This window comes from Plantactinospora sp. WMMB334 (assembly GCF_049179095.1).
Taxonomy (GTDB): domain Bacteria; phylum Actinomycetota; class Actinomycetes; order Mycobacteriales; family Micromonosporaceae; genus Plantactinospora.
Genome location: NZ_JBMHME010000002.1, coordinates 7040352 through 7057375, shown reverse-complemented (window position 1 = coordinate 7057375; position 17024 = coordinate 7040352). Strand labels below are relative to the sequence as shown.

General features: G+C 71.7%; 15 protein-coding genes and 1 pseudogene. 3 read left to right on the top strand and 13 right to left on the bottom strand.

Features of this window, described 5'->3' with window-relative positions:
* Positions 1 to 21: 21 nt before the first annotated feature.
* Together ACN27G_RS30640 and tnpB are read left to right on the top strand one after the other, a co-directional pair.
* Positions 22 to 517 (top strand): annotated as a pseudogene (locus ACN27G_RS30640) (IS607 family transposase).
* The gene (gene tnpB / locus ACN27G_RS30635) at positions 436 to 1908 is read left to right on the top strand and encodes an IS607 family element RNA-guided endonuclease TnpB (RefSeq protein ID WP_421496156.1); all 1473 of its coding nucleotides are present in this window, start codon (positions 436 to 438) and stop codon (positions 1906 to 1908) included. Before ACN27G_RS30640 ends, tnpB begins: the two are co-directional and overlap by 82 nt.
* Positions 1909 to 1918: 10 nt before the next feature.
* On the opposite strand, the gene ACN27G_RS30630 is transcribed toward tnpB, so the two are convergent.
* The 13 genes from ACN27G_RS30630 to ACN27G_RS30570 form a co-directional block, all read right to left on the bottom strand.
* Positions 1919 to 2257, bottom strand: coding sequence for a rhodanese-like domain-containing protein (locus tag ACN27G_RS30630; RefSeq protein WP_421496155.1), 339 nt, complete (start codon positions 2255 to 2257; stop codon positions 1919 to 1921).
* Positions 2258 to 2328: 71 nt separating this feature from the next.
* Entirely contained in the window at positions 2329 to 3276 is a 948-nt protein-coding gene (locus ACN27G_RS30625; RefSeq protein ID WP_421497518.1) for an LCP family protein, read from the bottom strand.
* 204 nt (positions 3277 to 3480) lie between these two features.
* Positions 3481 to 4779: an LCP family protein gene (locus ACN27G_RS30620; protein WP_421496154.1), complete on the bottom strand. Its 1299-nt coding sequence runs from the start codon at positions 4777 to 4779 to the stop codon at positions 3481 to 3483.
* Positions 4780 to 4945: 166 nt separating this feature from the next.
* Positions 4946 to 6211 (bottom strand): LCP family protein, encoded by a 1266-nt coding sequence (locus tag ACN27G_RS30615; RefSeq protein WP_421496153.1) that lies wholly within the window; start codon positions 6209 to 6211, stop codon positions 4946 to 4948.
* Positions 6212 to 6286: 75 nt separating this feature from the next.
* Positions 6287 to 7267: a GDP-mannose 4,6-dehydratase gene (locus ACN27G_RS30610; RefSeq protein ID WP_421496152.1), complete on the bottom strand. Its 981-nt coding sequence runs from the start codon at positions 7265 to 7267 to the stop codon at positions 6287 to 6289.
* Between the two features lie 193 nt (positions 7268 to 7460).
* Positions 7461 to 9152 carry a cation acetate symporter gene (locus ACN27G_RS30605; RefSeq protein WP_421496151.1) on the bottom strand — a complete coding sequence of 564 codons (1692 nt, stop codon included), beginning with the start codon at positions 9150 to 9152 and terminating at the stop codon, positions 7461 to 7463.
* Complete coding sequence (locus tag ACN27G_RS30600) at positions 9149 to 9532, bottom strand: DUF485 domain-containing protein (RefSeq protein ID WP_421496150.1); 384 nt, start codon at positions 9530 to 9532, stop codon at positions 9149 to 9151. Before ACN27G_RS30600 ends, ACN27G_RS30605 begins: the two co-directional genes overlap by 4 nt.
* A gap of 216 nt (positions 9533 to 9748) precedes the next feature.
* The gene (locus ACN27G_RS30595; RefSeq protein WP_421496149.1) at positions 9749 to 11392 is read right to left on the bottom strand and encodes a cation acetate symporter; all 1644 of its coding nucleotides are present in this window, start codon (positions 11390 to 11392) and stop codon (positions 9749 to 9751) included.
* A 1-nt stretch (position 11393) separates the two neighbouring features.
* Positions 11394 to 11807, bottom strand: coding sequence for a DUF485 domain-containing protein (locus ACN27G_RS30590; protein ID WP_421496148.1), 414 nt, complete (start codon positions 11805 to 11807; stop codon positions 11394 to 11396).
* A 10-nt stretch (positions 11808 to 11817) separates the two neighbouring features.
* The gene (locus tag ACN27G_RS30585; protein WP_421496147.1) at positions 11818 to 13719 is read right to left on the bottom strand and encodes a DUF4153 domain-containing protein; all 1902 of its coding nucleotides are present in this window, start codon (positions 13717 to 13719) and stop codon (positions 11818 to 11820) included.
* Entirely contained in the window at positions 13712 to 14800 is a 1089-nt protein-coding gene (locus ACN27G_RS30580; protein ID WP_421497517.1) for an ATP-binding protein, read from the bottom strand. The genes ACN27G_RS30585 and ACN27G_RS30580 overlap by 8 nt, the downstream gene beginning before the upstream one ends.
* A 29-nt stretch (positions 14801 to 14829) precedes the next feature.
* A complete protein-coding gene (locus ACN27G_RS30575) occupies positions 14830 to 15516 on the bottom strand; it encodes a response regulator (RefSeq protein WP_421496146.1) in 687 nt (228 codons plus the stop codon).
* Between the two features lie 87 nt (positions 15517 to 15603).
* On the bottom strand, positions 15604 to 16152 hold the full coding sequence (locus tag ACN27G_RS30570) for a phosphoribosyltransferase family protein (protein ID WP_421496145.1): 549 nt from the start codon (positions 16150 to 16152) through the stop codon (positions 15604 to 15606).
* Positions 16153 to 16383: 231 nt separating this feature from the next.
* Between ACN27G_RS30570 and ACN27G_RS30565 the strand changes: the two genes are divergently transcribed.
* Entirely contained in the window at positions 16384 to 17022 is a 639-nt protein-coding gene (locus ACN27G_RS30565; protein WP_421496144.1) for a septal ring lytic transglycosylase RlpA family protein, read from the top strand.
* Positions 17023 to 17024 lie beyond the last annotated feature (2 nt).

Sequence of the window (17024 nt, the reverse complement as noted above, 5' to 3'; positions counted from 1 at the left end):
TGAAGCAGCCATGATACTCCCGTGAACCTGAAGGAGTGGGCTGCGTCGACCGGCATCGCGTACATCACCGCTCGGCGGCAGTACGCGGCCGGGACGCTGCCCGTTCCCACCTATCGAATCGGCCGGCTGATCATGGTGGGTGAACCGGTCACCGCCGCGCCCGGCGGCGCCGGACAGACGGTGGTGTACGCCCGGGTGTCGTCGGCTGATCAGAAGGCCGATCTGGACCGGCAGGTCGCCCGGGTGACCGTGTGGGCCACCGGCCAGAAGCTCGGCGTGGACCGGGTGGTGACCGAAGTCGGGACCGGTTCGCCCGCTTCGGCGCCGAATACGTCGAGGCCGCCCTGTCCGCTCAAGGCCGCCGTCTACTCGTGGTCGCCCGGCCGAGGTCGATGACGACCTGGTCCGCGACGTGACCGAGATCCTGACGTCGCTGTGCGCCCGGCTCTACGGCCGACGCGCTGCCGCGAACCGTGCCCGCCGCGCGGTCGAGGCGATCGAGACGGACCCGCGGTGATCGTCAACCAGGCGTACCGGTTCGCGCTTGACCCGACCCCGGCGCACGTTCGCGGTCTGGCGTCGCACGCGGGTGCGTCGCGGAAGGCGTTCAACTGGGCACTCGCCCTGATCAAGGCCCAGCTGGATCAGCGGGCGGCGGAGAAAACGTACGGCCTGACCGGGAATCAGTTGACCCCGTACGTGTCGTGGACCCTGCCGTCGCTGCGGAAGGCGTGGAATCAGGCGAAGCCTGAGGTGGCGCCGTGGTGGGCGGAGAACTCGAAGGAGGCGTACGCGTCCGGGATCCGGAACCTGGTGCGCGGCCTGGACGCGTGGCGGGACTCGAAGTCCGGCAAACGCAAGGGACCGAAGGTCAGGTTCCCAAGGTTCAAGTCGAAGCGGAAAACCGGCATGTCGGTCACGTTCACCACCGGCGCGATCCGGATCGAGGCGGACCGTAAACACGTCACGCTGCCCCGTTTGGGGACGGTCAAGCTGCACGAGTCGGCTCGGAAACTGGCCCGCCGTGTCGACGCCGGCACGGCCCGGATCCTGTCCGCGACCGTGAGGCTCGACGGTGGACGCTGGTATGTGTCGTTCGCTTGCGAGGTTGACCGGCGTATCGACACGCCCGGCCGGCCGGCGGCGGTGGTCGGTGTCGATGTCGGGATCAGTCATCTGGCGGTGCTGTCGACCGGTGAGGTCGTCGACAATCCACGCCATCTGGCCGGTGCGGCGAGGCGGCTGCGGCGTTTGTCGCGTCGGGTGTCCCGCCGGGTCGGCCCGGACCGGCGTACCGGGCAGACGGGTTCGAACCGGTGGTGGAAGGCGAACGGGGACCGGTCCCGGACGTATGCCCGGGTGGCGAACCTGCGTCGGGACGGGCTGCACAAGCTCACCACATCTCTCGCCAGCGCATACGGCATGATCGTGGTCGAGGATCTGAACGTGGCCGGGATGGTCCGCAACCGCCGGCTCGCCAAGGCCATCTCCGATTGCGGGTTCGGCACCATCCGACAGCAGTTGACCTACAAGACCGGATGGAACGGCGGGCGGCTGATCCTGGCCGACCGCTGGTTCCCATCGAGTAAGACCTGTTCGGACTGCGGTGCGGTGAAAGCCAAACTGCCGCTGCGGATCCGAACGTTCGTATGCGAAGAGTGCGGCCTGGCCCTGGACCGCGATGCGAACGCGGCCCGGAACCTCGCCCTGCTCGTGAACGTCGCGGGTGCCGGAGTGGCCGGACACCCACAGCCGCAAGGCTGGAATGGACGTGGAGCCGACCGTAAGACCCTGCCCGCGGGGCAGGTGGCCGTCAAGCGTCAACCCGGCACGACGCCAGTCGGTCAGACCGGGACCGTCCCACCGCAAGGCGGGACTACCAACCGTGTGCTTGCTAAAGCGCACTGAGAGGTAACGGTCAGATGACGCGGGCGGGTGGTTGCCCGCCCTCGCTCTCGACGGGACGGCCGGCGGCGGCCCAGTCCCGCATCCCGCCGTCGAGGTTCCGGACGTTGTCCCAACCGTTGTTCATCAGGTAGCCGACGACCTGTGCGGACCGGCCGCCGGAGCGGCAGACCACGACGACGTCGCCGTCGGCGGGGATCTCGGACATCCGCGCGGGCACCTCCATCATCGGCAGGTGGTGGGCGCCGGGTGCGTGCCCGGCCGCCCACTCGTCCGCCTCCCGTACGTCGAGGAGGTAGGCGTCGGCGGGGACCTCGGCGGCGGTCACGGAGGGAAGGTTGGCTGCGAACACGGTTACCAAGGGTAGACCTCCGCCGGGCCGGCCACCGGGCTGGAGCGGACCGGTCACCGGGCTGGAGCGGGCTAGAGCCGGTTGACCCACTGCGGGTGCTGGTGTGCCCAGGTGTCCAGGTCGGCCGCGTGCAGCGAGTCGAAGAGCGTGTCCGCCGGCTCCTCCAGCAGGACGTAGGAGACCTCGTCGATGGTCTCGGCGTGGGCCGGGAGCTGGATCCCGCGCAGCGCGTCGGAGCGGATCCGGCGCAGACCGAAGATCAGGTCCTCCAGCGGCATGCCGTTGGTGTCGACGGTGAACGACGAGCCGACGGCCCGGATCACCTGGTCGAGCCGGACCGGGTTGCGCAGCATGTCCGAGGTGGTGGCCTTGTCCATCATCGCCCGCAGCAGTTGCTGCTGGTGCCGCTGCCGGTCGAAGTCGCCGTTGGGCAGGTCGTACCGCTGGCGGGCGTAGTCGAGCGCCTGCGCGCCGCTCATCTGGTGGCAGCCGGCGGTGAACTCGTGCCGGGTGTGTATCGACCGGACCGGGGTGTCGACGCACATCCGCACCCCGCCCAGCAGGTCGATGGCGCGCTGGAAGCCGGCGAAGTTGACCAGAGCGGCGCCGTCGAACCGGATGCCGGTGAGCCGGGTCAGGGTCGCGGAGAGCAGTCGGGTGCCGCCCTGGCCACCGCCGCCGTACTGGAACGCCGAGTTGATCTTGTCTGCTCCGCCGGGCCAGCCGCTGGCCGGGGCCGGTGGGATCTCGACCAGCAGGTCCCGGGGGACCGAGATCAGGTAGGCCCGGTCCAGGCCGGCGGGCAGATGCGCGATCATGATCGTGTCGGACCGCTGGTCGGCGCCGGGGTCGGCGCTGGGGCGCTCGTCGGAGCCGACCAGCAGGTAGTTGAGCGGGCCGGTGACGTCGCCCCGGTCGCCCCGGGCTGCCGGGTCGAGGAGCAGTTCCTTGATCACGCTGTTGTCGTAGCGGTTGGCCAGCACGTGCAGCCCGGCGCCACCGGCCCCGGAGATCAGCAGCAGGGTGAGGCCGAGCCCGATCGCCACCTTCGCCCAGGTGGGCGCCGTACGCCGCTGCCCGGTCCGTCGCCCGGGAGTCGACCGCTTGGGTGTGAACGTGACGCCTCCCCCGACCCGGCTGAGTGATTCTCATCTCAGGCTAGGGGCCCGGTTTGCGCGTTCAGTGGCTTTTGCGATTTTCCCTGCCGGATCCGCTGATGGCGGCTACCTGGTCGGTGCGAGGACCTCCGGGTTGCTGATGATGAACTCGTCCAGCCGGTCCGCCCTGACCGCGGCGAACATCTGCTGGCTGATGGGCTTGAGTGTCTCCCGGCCGTTGCCGTTGCCGGCGAAGTTGCCGTCGTTGGTGCGCAGCAGCACGAGGTCGTTGGCGGCCAGCCCGCGCATGGTGAAGATGAAGTCGGCGACCGGCGTGCCGCCGGTGTCCAGGATGAGCGCCTCGCCGGCGGCCTTCATCAGGCGCTGGAGCTTGCCCAGGTCGGTCGTCACCCCGTCGGACATCGCCTTCTTGGCCATCGCCTTGATCAGTTGCTGCTGGTTCTGCTGGCGGTCGTAGTCACCGTGGGTGAGCCCGTAGCGCTGGCGCGAGTAGTCGAGCGCCTCCCAGCCCTCCATCTGCCGGCAGCCCTTCCTGTGCACCACCGGCTTCTTGACCCCGCTGGTCTTCTTGGCGTCGTGGTTCCACATCGGCTTGCCGTCGACCAGCATCATGTGGTGTGACTCGACCTCCTGACGCACGCACATCGGGATGGTGCCGAGGGCGTCGATGATCTTCTTGAAGCCGCTGAAGTTGATGATCGCCGCACCGTCGAAGCTGATCCCGGTCAGCTTGTTGATGGTCTGCGCCATCAACTGCGCGCCGCCGGCGAGCCCGCCGCCGTTCTGTGCCCCGTGGTAGAACGCCTCGGTCGCCTTGGCGGTGCCGCCGGTGTACCCGCTGGTCCTGAAGGCCGGCACCTGCACCTCGGTGTCGCGGGGGATGGAGAGCAGGTAGGCCTGGTCGTGGCTGGCCGGGATGTGCAGCACGATGATGGTGTCGGCGCGGACGTTGTCGTCGTCCAGTCGGGCCCGCGCGTCGATGCCGAGCAGTAGCAGGTCGATCGGGCCCTCGAGGTCCTCGCCGCCCTCGGCGGCGGACTTGCCCGCCGAGCCGAGCAGGTTCTTCTGCTGGATGGTGCTGGTGGCCTGGTCGATCACCACCTGCATGCCGACGATGGCCACGCCGCTGGAGAGCATCAGCACGGCGCCGAAGACCAGGGTGAGGCGGGCCCAGAGCGGAGCCCTGCGGCGCCGGGCGGCGGTCGTGCCGGCCCCGTCCCTGCCTCCCGCGCGTTTCCCGTCGCTGCGGGTCGGCCCCTTCCCGCCCTTTCGGGTCGGCCCTTCCCGGTCGTCGATGCCCTCCCGGTCGTCGACGGCGGTGGCGGCGGCCACGGAGGCGCTCGCGCGGGGCGGTGGGACCGGCGCGGCGGGCCGTGGGGGACGTCGGCGGGACTGCACCGGCATGCCTGCTCCAGGATCAGGGGTGAGGGGCGGGACGCCGTGACATGGTACGGACACCCGCCAGTCGCCCCGAGTTAACTACGTTACCTGCTCCTGTTCATCTACGGGTGCGCGCTCGTCGCGGTTCAACGTGCGCGTGCGGTTGCCGTGCCGGGCGATGCCGGGCGGTTCAGCCGCCGTTGCCGGGCGTGGGTGTCGGGGAGAGGTTGGCGGCGACCCAGTCGTCCATTGTGTCCGCCGCCATCGCGCGGTACATGGAGAGCGCCTTCTCGCGGTCCGACACCACCACCGACTCACCGTTGATGGTCTGGCTGCCGTTGTGCGGGCTGGTGATGAACCGGAGGTTCTCGCCGCGCAGGTTGCGGAACTGGACGGCCATGTCGACCAGGGAGAAGCCCTCGTCCACGGTGACCGCGCCGGTGACCGCCTTGAGGAAGGCGTTCAGCTTGGCCGGGTTGCCCAGAGTGCCGGTGCTGACCGCCTTGTCCATCAGGGCGCGTAGGAACTCCTGCTGGTGGCGCATCCGGGCGAAGTCGCCGTCCGGGAACTGCTTGCGCTGCCGGATCCAGTCCAGCGCCTCCGTCCCGTCCATGTGGTTGACGCCCTTGGAGAACTTCCGGTACGGCTTGTGGATCGAGGTGATGTCGCGCTCCACCTTCAGGTCGACCCCGCCCAGCGCGTCGGTGACCTCCTTGAAGCCGGCGAAGTCGATCGCCATCACGTGGTCGATGCGGACGTCGGTGAAGCACTCCACGGTGCGTACCGCCAGGGGCAGGCCGCCGAAGGCGAAGGCCGCGTTGATTTTGCGGCGCTCGCCGCTGCCGCACTCCGCCCCGGCGCTCTCCGGGATCGGCACGTAGAGGTCCCGGGGGATCGAGACGAGGTAGGCCCGGTCGTGACTGGCCGGGATGTGCATCACGATGATGGTGTCGGCCCGCCACTTGCTGGCCTGGTCGACCGGGGCGTCCGGGTCCCGGGAGTCGCTGCCGACCATCAGGATGTTCAGCGCGCCGCTTACCGACTTGGGGCGACCGCCGGCCAGTTCGGCGAACGGGTCGGTCCGGGCCAGGTCGTTGTCGAGCCCTCTGACGTAGAGCCAGAGACCACCGCCGGCGAGCAGGCCCAGCACCAGCACCGCGACGCCGACGACCAGGGCGATCCGGCCCCAACGGGGCCGTGGACCGCGCCGGCCGGGCGAGCCGGGCAGCCCTGGCCCTCCCGGACCGGACGGACCGCCCGGGCCACCGCCACCGGGGCCGGTCGGCGGACCGTACGGTCCGGCCTGGCCGGGTATGTCCGAGACCTGGGCCCGGCCGGAGATCCGGCTCGACCCGCCGGTCCGACCCGGGCCGGGCACCGACGCCCGACCGGCGGATCCGCCGGCGGTCATCCGCTGGACACTGCTCGTCGCGTTCGGGGGAGGACTTGCGAACATGCCCTCAGGGTACGTAGCGGAACCAAGAAACCGCTGTGTGCCACAGCCCGGCCGGCACGGACCCGGTATCCTGCGCTAGCCCGCCAACCGCTGACTGAAGTGCTCGATGGTCCGGCGCAGCCCCTCGGCCGGAGTGACCTCGGGCTCGTAGCCGAGTCGCTCCCGGGCCAGGGTGAGATCCGGGCGGCGCATCTCCGGGTCGTCGGCGGTGCGGGTGATGTAGGTCACCTGGGAGCGGCTTCCGGTCAGCGCGGCGATCGTCTCGGCCAGCTCGCGCATCGACACCTCGTGCTCGGTGCCGCAGTTGATCGGGCCGGTCTCGGTGGAGTCGAGCAGCAGCAGGATCCCCCGGACCAGGTCGCTGACGTAGCAGATGGAGCGGGTCTGCGCGCCGGTGCCGTGCACGGTCAGCGGCTCGCCGCGCAGCGCCTGGGTGATGAAGGTCGGGATCGCCCGCCCGTCGTCCGGGCGCATCCGGGGACCGTAGGTGTTGAAGATCCGGACGATCCCGACGTCGAGCCCGTGGTAGCGGTGGTACGCCATCGTGCTCGCCTCGGCGAACCGCTTGGCCTCGTCGTAGACGCTGCGTACGCCGATCGGGTTGACGTTGCCCCAGTAGGTCTCGACCTGCGGGTGCACCTGCGGGTCTCCGTACGCCTCGGAGGTGGAGGCCATGATGAACCGGGCCCGGTCGGCGACCGCCCGGTCGAGCAGGTGCAGGGTGGCCAGCGACCCGACCCGGAGGATCTCGATCGGCAGGCTGGCGAAGTCGGTGGGGCTGGCCGGCGACGCCAGATGCATGATGGCGTCGAAGCGCTCGGCGATCGCCGGATGGTGCTCGGGAAGCCCGTCCGAGACATCTGCCTCGACCAGCGTGAACCGGGGATGGTCGGCGAGATGGGCGACGTTTTCCTTCGATCCGGTGACGAAGTTGTCCACCGCGACCACGGTGCAGCCGCGCGCGACGAGTGCGTCGACCAGGTGGGAAGGGACGAAACCGGCGCCGCCGGTGACGAGGATCCGGTGTTCCGCTCCGAAGCGCTGGGCTACCGCCATACAGTCAGCGTACCCAGAATGCTGATCTCCGGCTGGCCCAGGGACCCTGCCGGAGTCCGGCCGGTGGGACGGCTGGGACGGATGGTGCCGGGCGGGACGACCGCCCGGCACCATCCGTCGTACGGGACGTGCGCAGAGTGACCGGCTGCCCGGTCCGGTGCGCAGCTCCGATGTTGTCCGGCCCCCGTGGGGGTCAGTGCGCGCCGGCGCCGGTGAGGGAGCGCACCTCCAGTTCGGCGTACTTCTGCTCGTCGGTCTCCTTCGAGATGATCGTGCCGATCCAGCCGCAGAGGAAGCCGATCGGGATGGAGATGATGCCCGGGTTCGACAGCGGGAACCACTGCCAGTTCTGGTCCGGGAACATCGAGGTCGCCGCCCCGGAGACCACCGGGGAGAAGAACACCAGCCCGACGGCGCTGATCAGACCGCCGTAGATCGCCCAGACCGCGCCGGAGGTGTTGAACCTCTTCCAGAACAGGCTGTAGAGGATCGCCGGCAGGTTTCCGGACGCCGCCACCGCGAAGGCCAGGGCGACCAGGAACGCTACGTTCAGGTTCTGCGCGAAGATCGAGAGCACGATGGAGATCGCGCCGATCACCAGCGCCGAGATCCGGGCGACGTTGACCTCCTGCCGCTCCGACGCCTGCCCGCCCTTGACCACGTTGGCGTAGAAGTCGTGGGCCAGGCTGGACGAGGAGGCCAGGGTGAGCCCGGCCACCACTGCGAGGATGGTGGCGAAGGCCACCGCCGCGATGATCGCGAGCAGGGCGGCGCCACCCACCTCGCCGCCGAGGAAGTCGACCCCGAGCGCCTGGGCGAGCTGCGGCGCGGCGGTGTTGCCGGCCGCGTCCTGTGCCCTGATCGCCTCCTGGCCCACCAGCGCCGCCGCGCCGAAGCCGAGGGCGAGGGTGAAGAGGTAGAACGTGCCGATGATGCCGATCGCCCAGAGCACACTCTTCCGGGCCGCCCTGGCGGTCGGCACGGTGTAGAAGCGGATCAGGATGTGTGGCAGGCCGGCGGTGCCGAGCACCAGGGCGATGCCGAGGGAGAGCAGGTCGACCTTGTTGTAGAAGGTCTTCGTGGCGTCACCGGCCACCTCGACGCCGTACCGCAGTCCTGGTTCGAGGAACGCCGAACCCTGGCCGGAGGCGTTCGCCGCGTCACCGAGCAGGGTGGAGAGGTTGAACCTGTAGTGCGCCAGTACCAGGATCGTCATCACCAGGGCGCCGCTCATCAGCAGGAACGCCTTGACGATCTGCACGTACGTGGTGCCCTTCATGCCACCCACGGTGACGTAGATGATCATGAGGGCGCCGACCATGATGATGGTGGCGATCTTCGCCGCGTCCGCGTCCATGCCGAGGAACGTGGTGCCCGGCCGGATGCCGAGCAGCAGCGCGACCAGCGCACCCGCGCCGACCATCTGGGCCAGCAGGTAGAAGATCGAGACGGTGATCGTGGAGACCGCCGCCGCCGTCCGGACCGGCCTCTGCCGCATCCGGAACGCCAGCACGTCGGCCATGGTGTAGCGGCCCGAGTTCCGCAGCAGTTCCGCGACGAGCAGCAGGGCCACCAGCCAGGCGACGAGGAAGCCGATCGAGTAGAGGAACCCGTCGTAGCCGTAGAGCGCGATGATGCCGGCGATGCCGAGGAACGACGCGGCGGACATGTAGTCGCCGCCGATCGCCATACCGTTCTGGAAGCCGGAGAAGGAGCGACCACCGGCGTAGTAGTCGGTGGCCGTCTTGGTCTGCCGGCTGGCCCAGACGGTGATGCCCAGGGTCACCGCGACGAAGATCAGGAAGAGCGTGATGGTCAGGTTGCGGGCGGTGTTGTCCCCCGCCTCGGCGGCCAGGACGAACCCGGCCAGGACGTCGCGGCTCATGACGCCGCTCCCTTCGACTCGTCCACCGTGGTCGACCCGTCCGGCACGTCGCTCAGTTCCGCACGGATCCGGTCGGCGGTCGGGTCGAGATTCCGCTCGGCGTAGCGGGAGTAGAACCACGCGATCAGGAAGGTGGAGACGAACTGCAACAGGCCGAAGACCAGGGCCACGTTGATGTTGCCGACGAGCTTCGTGCTCATGAAGTCGCGGGCGTACGCGGAGAGGATGACGTAGAGGGCGTACCAGAGGAAGAACGCCGCGGTCATCGGGAAGACGAATCCGCGCAGCGCTTTGCGCAGGCCGGCGAACTCGTCCGATCGCTGTGCGGCGACGTACCGGTCCGGGGCTGCGCTGGCCGGCGCGGGAGTATCCGTAGACATGCTGTTCTCACCACCTTTGCAGGGGCAGGGGAGTTTCGCGCACCGTATGGAGCGGCGGGAGTATCGGAAAGCAGCGATCCGGAGCTCGGTCGCCGCCTGCGCCGAACGGGCCGGTGGCTGCGCCCAGTGACCCCGGTCACGCCGCTCGGCGCTGGGTGCCGGCGGAGTTAGGCGGGGGCCCTTCTGCAACGGAAAGCGATAAGCGGGGGCCCTTCCTTACAGGCGGAGCGCTTCGGGGGCGTGCAGCCGGAGCATGGTGGCGGCGACGTCGGTCGGGGTCCGGCGCCGGGTGGCCCAGGAGGCGGTGACCATGACCGTGAAGGCCAGCGGCACCGTCCAGGCGGCCGGCTGCGCGATCAGCACGGCCGGCCAGCCGGTCAGATCCGGCCCGACCACCGTGAAGAGCACCGCGCCGATCGCCGCGCCGCCGCCGGCCAGGATCCCGGCCGCCGCACCGGCGTCGGTCAGGCCACGCCACCAGATGCCGAGCACCAGCAGCGGGCAGAAGCTCGACGCGGCGACCGCGAACGCCAGCCCGACCACCTGGGAGACGTCCAGCCCCGAGACGTTCAGCGCGAGCAGCATCGGCACCGTCCCGGCCAGCACCGTGGCCAGCCGGAAGTCGCGTACCGAGCCACGGCCCAGCACGTCGGTGGAGAGCACCCCGGCCACGCTGGTGAGCAGCCCGGAGGAGGTGGAGAGGAAGGCGGCGAACGCTCCGGCGGCGACCAGGGCGGCCAGCAGTTGCCCGGTCAGGCCGCCGCCGAGCGCCGCGCCGGGCAGCAGCACCACCACCGCGTCGGTCCGCCCGGTGAGCAGCAACTGCGGGGTGTAGATCCGGCCGAGCACGCCGTACAGCGTGGGGAGCAGGTAGAAGGCGCCGACCAGGGCCAGCACCACCAGGGTGGTACGCCGGGCCGCCGCGCCGTCGGGATTGGTGTAGAAGCGCACCAGGACGTGTGGCAGCCCCATCGTGCCGAGGAAGGTCGCCAGGATCAGCGAGTAGGTGGCGAAGAGGCCCCGGTCGTCGTCGCCGGCCGTGCTCGGCAACAGCCAGTCGAGGCCGTGCGCCGCGTCCACGCTGGAGATCTCCGGCACCGGCTCGCCGGCGGCGAACGTCAGCTCCTCGCCGGGGTGCACCTGCCGGGACGTGCCGTCCGGCAGGGTCAGCCGGGCCGGTTCCTCGACCACCACCGTGGTCGCCGCCGGGAAGACCGAGCCACCCTCCGGGGTCACCGGCGGCCGGGCGTCCGCCTGCCACTGCAACGCCAGGAAGATCGCCGGTACGGCCAGCGCGGTGAGCTTGAGCCAGTACTGGAACGCCTGCACGAAGGTGACCGCCCGCATCCCGCCCAGCGCCACGTTCGCGGTGACCACCACGGCGACCAGCAGCGCACCCAGCTCGTACGGCCCACCGGCGACGGTGCTCAGGGTCAGCCCCGCCCCCTGCAACTGCGGGACAAGGTAGAGCCAGCCGATGAAGACGACGAAGAGGGTGGCGAGCTTGCGCAGCCGCCGGGAGCCGAGCCGCAGCTCGCAGAAGTCGGGCAGGGTGAACGCGCCGGACCGGCGCAACGGTGCGGCCACGAAGAGCAGCAGCGCCAGGTAGCCGGCGGCGAAGCCGACCGGATACCAGAGCACGTCCACGCCGTACTTGAGGATCAGGCCGGCAATGCCGAGGAAGGAGGCGGCGGAGAGGTACTCCCCGCCGATCGCCGCCGCGTTCCAGGTCGGGCTGACCATCCGGGAGGCGACCAGGAAATCGGAGGTGGTCCGGGCCAGGGTCAACCCGTAGAAGCCGATCCCGACCGTGACCAGGGTGACCGCGATGATCGCCGGGATCGTGTACGGGTTGGCCACCTCAGCGCTCCGGCCGCTGGACCACGTCGGTGAAGTCCTGCTCGTTCCGCTCGGCCAGCCGCACGTACGCCCAGCCGACCGCGACCAGGAACGGAAAGGCGGCGACGCCGAGCAGCAGCCACGGCAGGTTGATCCCGACAAGTTTTGCCGTGCCCACCTCCGGGGCGATGGCGAAGAGCAGCGGCAGGCCGCCGAGCCCGATCGCCACCACCAGCGAGAGTCGCAGCGCGAGGGCGAGCTGGGCGCGGACCAGGCCGCGGACCAGCGCCTCGCCGACCTGGGTCTGCTGGGTCAGCTCCGCGCGGGTCCGCTCGGCGCCGGTGTCGCCGCGGGCCGCCTCGGCCAGCACCACCCGGACCCGCGGCTGCGGCCGGCGCGGCACCGGCGCAGGCTGCGGATCGACGGGGTTGGTCACCCCGGCAGTCTCACCGGCCGGCCAGGAATGTCAAGCGTTCCGCACCGACCGCCGACGCCCTCCGACCGTCCACGCCGGCCGCCCTCACCATCCGGTCGGGGGGGCAGGTCCGCAGGGCGTCCGGGGGACGCCGGGCGAGGATCCGCCGTGCCTCGCTCCGGGCGAGGTTGGTCTCGCGCCAGTCGTCGGCGGGCAGGTCGAGGCTGATCCTGCGCAGCGCGCAGGTCCGCTCCGGCTCCGGCAGCCGGTCCAGTGCCGGCACCGCGTCGGTGGAGAGCGTGGAGAGGTAGGAGACGTCGATCCGGCCGGTGCGCTCGTACCGGTCGACGTTGTGCTCGGCGATCAGCCGGTCCGGGTCGGCCATGGCGAGGGCGAGCAGGGCGAGCACCGCGGTGCCGACCGCCGCCCGGGGCAGCCAGCCCGCGGCCAGCCGCACCCCGGCCAGCGCGGTCAGCACGAAGAGCAGGCCCAGCCAGACCTCGCAGACCGCGACCAGCAGCCGGAGCCGGGTCGCGCCGTACGCGTCGGCGTAGACATCCATCCGGAACAGTGCCGAGGCCACCACCACCAGGGTCAGCAGGGTCAGCCCACCGAGCAGCGCCCGGACGAGTGTCCGGTCGGTGCGGCTCTCCCGGGGGGCCCAGCGGGCGGCGGCGGCGATCACCAGCAGGGTCAGTACGGTGACGGCGAGCAGTTGCCAGAAGCCACGGCGGGCGTACTCGGCGTAGCTGAGGCCGGCGGTCCGCAGCACGTGCTTCGAGCCGCCGAAGAGGGTGGTGATCTGGACCGCGACGAAACCGGCGAAGAGCGCGTCGAGGGCGACCACCGGCAGCAGCCAGTCGGTGCGGCGCAGCCGGCGCTTCGGTGGGAGCGGGTGGGGCGGCAGGTCCGGCGGGGCGGTGAGCACGTAGGCCGCGCTGAGCAGGCCGGCGCCGACCGCCCCGAAGACGAAGATCCAGCGGAGCAGCGTCGGGACCGACAGCTCCGGCAGCCACGAGGTGAGCAGCCGGGCGAAGGCGGCGTCGGCGGAGGAGAAGAGCAGGCCGAAGACGACGAGCAGGCCGAGGGAGACCGCGAGGCTGGCCAGCGTACGCCCCACGGGCCGGCCGCCGCCCGACCCCGCCGGCCGGGTCAGCCCGCTGACCAGCCACGGGATCGACCGGAACACCGCCGTCGGCGGGACGATGGTGGAGAGCAGGAGCCCGCGTACCGACCGGCCGTCGGCGACGGTGAGCATTGCGGTGCAGCCGGCGGTGAGCAGGCAGAGCGCGAAGAGCCAGCCCGCCGACCGGATCGCGCCGACGCCGAGCAGGGCGACGATCGCCGCCGCCCAGAGCGGCCGGGTCCAGCCGATCCGGCGCCAGCCACCGGTCGGGACCCGTGCTGGCCCGGTCGACGGGGTCGGCCCGGGGGCGGCCGCCGGCGCTGTGGCGGGTCGAGCGTCTGCCGGTCCCGTGCCGGGACGGGCGGCGATCGCCAGGGCCGCCGTTCCGGCGACTCCGCCGAGCAGCCAGCCGACTCCGGGGCGGGTCAGGGGGAGGCTCGCCGCGCTGACCGCCGCGGCCACCGCCACCCCGATCAGCACCGGCCGGCTCGCCCCGCCGGCAGGTCCGGGCCAGCGCTTCGAGATCCACGACGGCGTGCTGCCGGCCGGTGCTGTCCAGCCGCTGCCGACCCAGGCCGGAAGGCGCGGCATCGGCGTGCCCGGCGGGGAGGGGTGGACCGGCGTGGCCGGCGGGGAGGGGTGGACCGGCGTGGCCGGCGGGGAGGGGTGGACGGGGGTGGCCGGCGGGGAGGGGTGGACGGGGGTGGCCGGCGTGCCCGGCTGCGTGGGCACGGTCGCCGGGGCGGGGTGTGCGTCGGACGGCGCCGGTGCGGCTCCGGACGGGGTCGGGTTCGGGTCGCTACCCATTCTTGTGCTCCCTCAGTAGTGCGGGCCCGGATGAGATGGGAGCGACCATCGGCAGGCTCACCCGGATCTGGCAGCCGACCGGCGAACCGGCGGCGTCGGGCGTGCCGGAGTCGACCAGGGGGCGGTCGGCGACCGCGATCCGGCCGCCGTGCAACTCCACCACCCAGTGGGCGATCGCCAGGCCGAGTCCGGTGCCGCCGTCCCCGGTCCGGTCACCCCGGGTGAAGCGCTCGAAGACCTCCGGCCGGAGGCGCTCGGGAATGCCCTCGCCCTCGTCGGTCACGTCGAAGCGCAGCTCGTCGCCGACCTGTCCGGCGGTGACCAGCACGGTGCCGCCGGGCGGGCTGTGCCGGGCGGCGTTGTCCAGCAGGTTGGCGAAGACCTGGTGCAGCCGGCGCGGGTCGGCCTGCACGGTCAGCGGCGCGTCGTGCTGGCGTACCTCGAACCGGACGTCACGCCCGGCGCCGGCCGCGGTCACCGACGCCTGCTGGATCACCTCGTCCAGGAACTCGGCCACGTCGACGTCCTCGCGGCGCAGCGGCAGCACCCCGGCATCCAGCCGGGAGAGGTCGAGCAGGTCGGCGACGAGATGCCCGAGCCGTTCGGTCTGGACCAGCGCGACCCGCAGCGTCGGCAGGTCCGGCTCGGCCACGCCGTCGACGATGTTCTCCAGCACGCCCTGCAGGGCGGTGATCGGGGTACGCAGCTCGTGCGAGACATTCGCGATCAGCTCCCGGCGGCGCCGGTCGGCCTCGGCCAGGTCCCCCGCCATCTGGTTGAAGGCGGCGGCCAGGGTGCCGACCTCGTCCCGGGAACTGGCCCGGACCCGCCGGGTGTAGTCCCCCCGGGCCATCGCCCGGGCCGCCGTGGTCATCTCGCGCAGTGGCGAGGTCATGCCGTGGGCGAGGACCTGCGAGGTGAGCAGCGCCAGCACCACCGCCGTGCCGGTGGTCCAGGGCGGCAGCCAGCCGATGCCGATGATGAAGACGGTCATTCCGGCGGCACCCGAACCGACCATCAGGATGCCGAGCTTCAGCTTGATCGACCAGATCGGGTCCAGCGGTCGGGGCAGGATGTCCATCGTCCGGTTCACGCCGGTCCAGAAGCTGGTCACGGCCGTACCTCCAACGCGTAGCCGACGCCGTGCACGGTGCGGATCAGGTCGGCGCCGAGCTTGCGGCGCAGCGCCTTGACATGGCTGTCGACGGTGCGGGTGCCCGAGCCGTCGGCCCAGCCCCAGACGTCGGCGAGCAGCCGTTCCCGGGGCAGCACCGTCCGGGGGCGGTTGGCGAAGTGGGTCAACAGGTCGAACTCGGTCGGCGTGAGGTGCGCCTCGACGCCGTCCCGGCGTACCCGCCGCTCGGCCTGGTTGATCTCGAGGTTCCCGATCCGGAGGACCTCGGCACCGCTGCGCGCCGCGCTCGCCGCCCGGTCGACCCGGCGCAGCAGGGCGTGTACCCGGGCGGCGAGTTCGCGCAGCGAGAACGGCTTGGTGAGATAGTCGTCCGCGCCGACGGCGAGCCCGACCAGGAGGTCCGTCTCGTCGTCCCGGGCGGTCAGCATCAGCACCGGTACGGGCCGGTCGGCCTGGATCCGGCGGCAGACCTCCAGGCCGTCGAAGCCGGGCAGCATCACGTCGAGTACGACCAGCTCCGGTCGCCCGCGCCGGAACGCCTCGACGGCGCCCGGCCCGTCCCGCGCGATCTCCACCACGAAGCCCTCGGCCCGCAGTCGGACGGCGACCGACTCGGCGATGGTGCGCTCGTCCTCCACGACCAGGATCCGGCGTTCCGTCATGCCCCTGACTGTAGAAAGCCGGCGTGCGGGAACCTGGATCGCGTGGTGAACAAGGTGTGGAGATCGGCGCCACCGCTGTGCCGGAGTTCAGGGCAGGTCGGCCGGGCTCAGCAGGCTGTCGAGCCGGAGTTCCGCGGCCACCTCCGGCGGGCAGGCGGCGACCAGGCACGCCGCCCCGAGCGCGGTGGCGCCGCGTGCGGCGACGACCTCGTAGAGGGCGCGTAGCTGGGCGCCGCTCGCCACCCAGTCGTCCACGATCAGCACCCGGTCGCCGGGGCCGAGGTGCCGGTCGCGTACCCCGAGGGCCAGCCGGCGCCCCCGGTAGTCGGCGCCGGTCCGGGCCCAGGTGGTGGGCTCCGCTATCCGCCGCTCGCCGAGGTCCTTGTGCGCCGGGACGAAGCCGGCGCCGAGCGCGGTCGCCACCAGCGGCCCGACCAGCACCCCGGCCACCTCGGGGGCGAGCACCACGGTGGGCGGGTCGGCCCGGTACGGCTCGGCCAGCGCCGGACCGATCCCGGCGAGGACCGCCGGGTCCCGCCACCAGCCGGAGACGTCGCTGACCAGGTGGGTGCTCTCCGGCCCCGGATCGGTCCACCGGAACGCGTCGATCAGCCGCCGCCTCAGTTCGACCCGCACGCCGACCATCTTGCGGGATCCGCGCCCCGAAACGGGTTCCGGCGCCCCCGGCCGCGGGGGCACGTCCGACCCATCCAGGGTCGGATGATCGGCTACACGTTTCGTCACATAACTGGGCGAAAGCAGATGATCACATTGACTTCCGAAGTGCCGCCCTCGTTACGGTCCGACCCGATCTCTGGGGTTTGCAGGAGGAGGAATCTCTGGGGTTTGCAGGAGGAGGAGGGGTCCGTGGCGGGAAAGCATGCCCGAGCTCGGTTCTTCAGGACGCCGACCGGCCTGGCGGCGGCCGGCGCGGTCGCCGTGGTGCTGGTCGGCGCGGGTGCCGCCGGCATGGCCGGGCTCGGTACCGAGCCGGTCGCCAGTACCTCGCTGCCGGCCCCGGTCGACGCGACCACCCCGGGTGCGCCGGCCGGGTCCGCGACGGCAGCGCCCGGCCCGACCCCCGAGGCGACCACCGCGGCACCGAGCCGGGCACCGGACCGCGCCTCCCGGGCCAGTTCCCGGCCGTCGCCGAGCAGCACCCGGACGAGCACGAAGAAGCCCGCCGCCAAGCGGACGGCGACCACCCCGGCGGCCCGGGTGGTGCAGAGCGGGTCGTGCGGCGCCTCCTACTACGACCAGGGGCAGGTCACCGCGAACGGCGAGGCGTTCGACCCGAACGCGATGACCGCCGCGCACAAGACCCTGCCCTTCGACACCCGTGTCCGGGTGACCAATCCGGACAACGGCCGCTCCGTGCTGGTGCGGATCAACGACCGGGGGCCCTTCGTCGCCGGCCGCTGCATCGACCTGTCCCGGGCCGCCTTCGCGGCGATCGCCTCGCTGGACCTCGGCGCCGTCGACGTGCGCTACGAGGTTCTCGACTGATC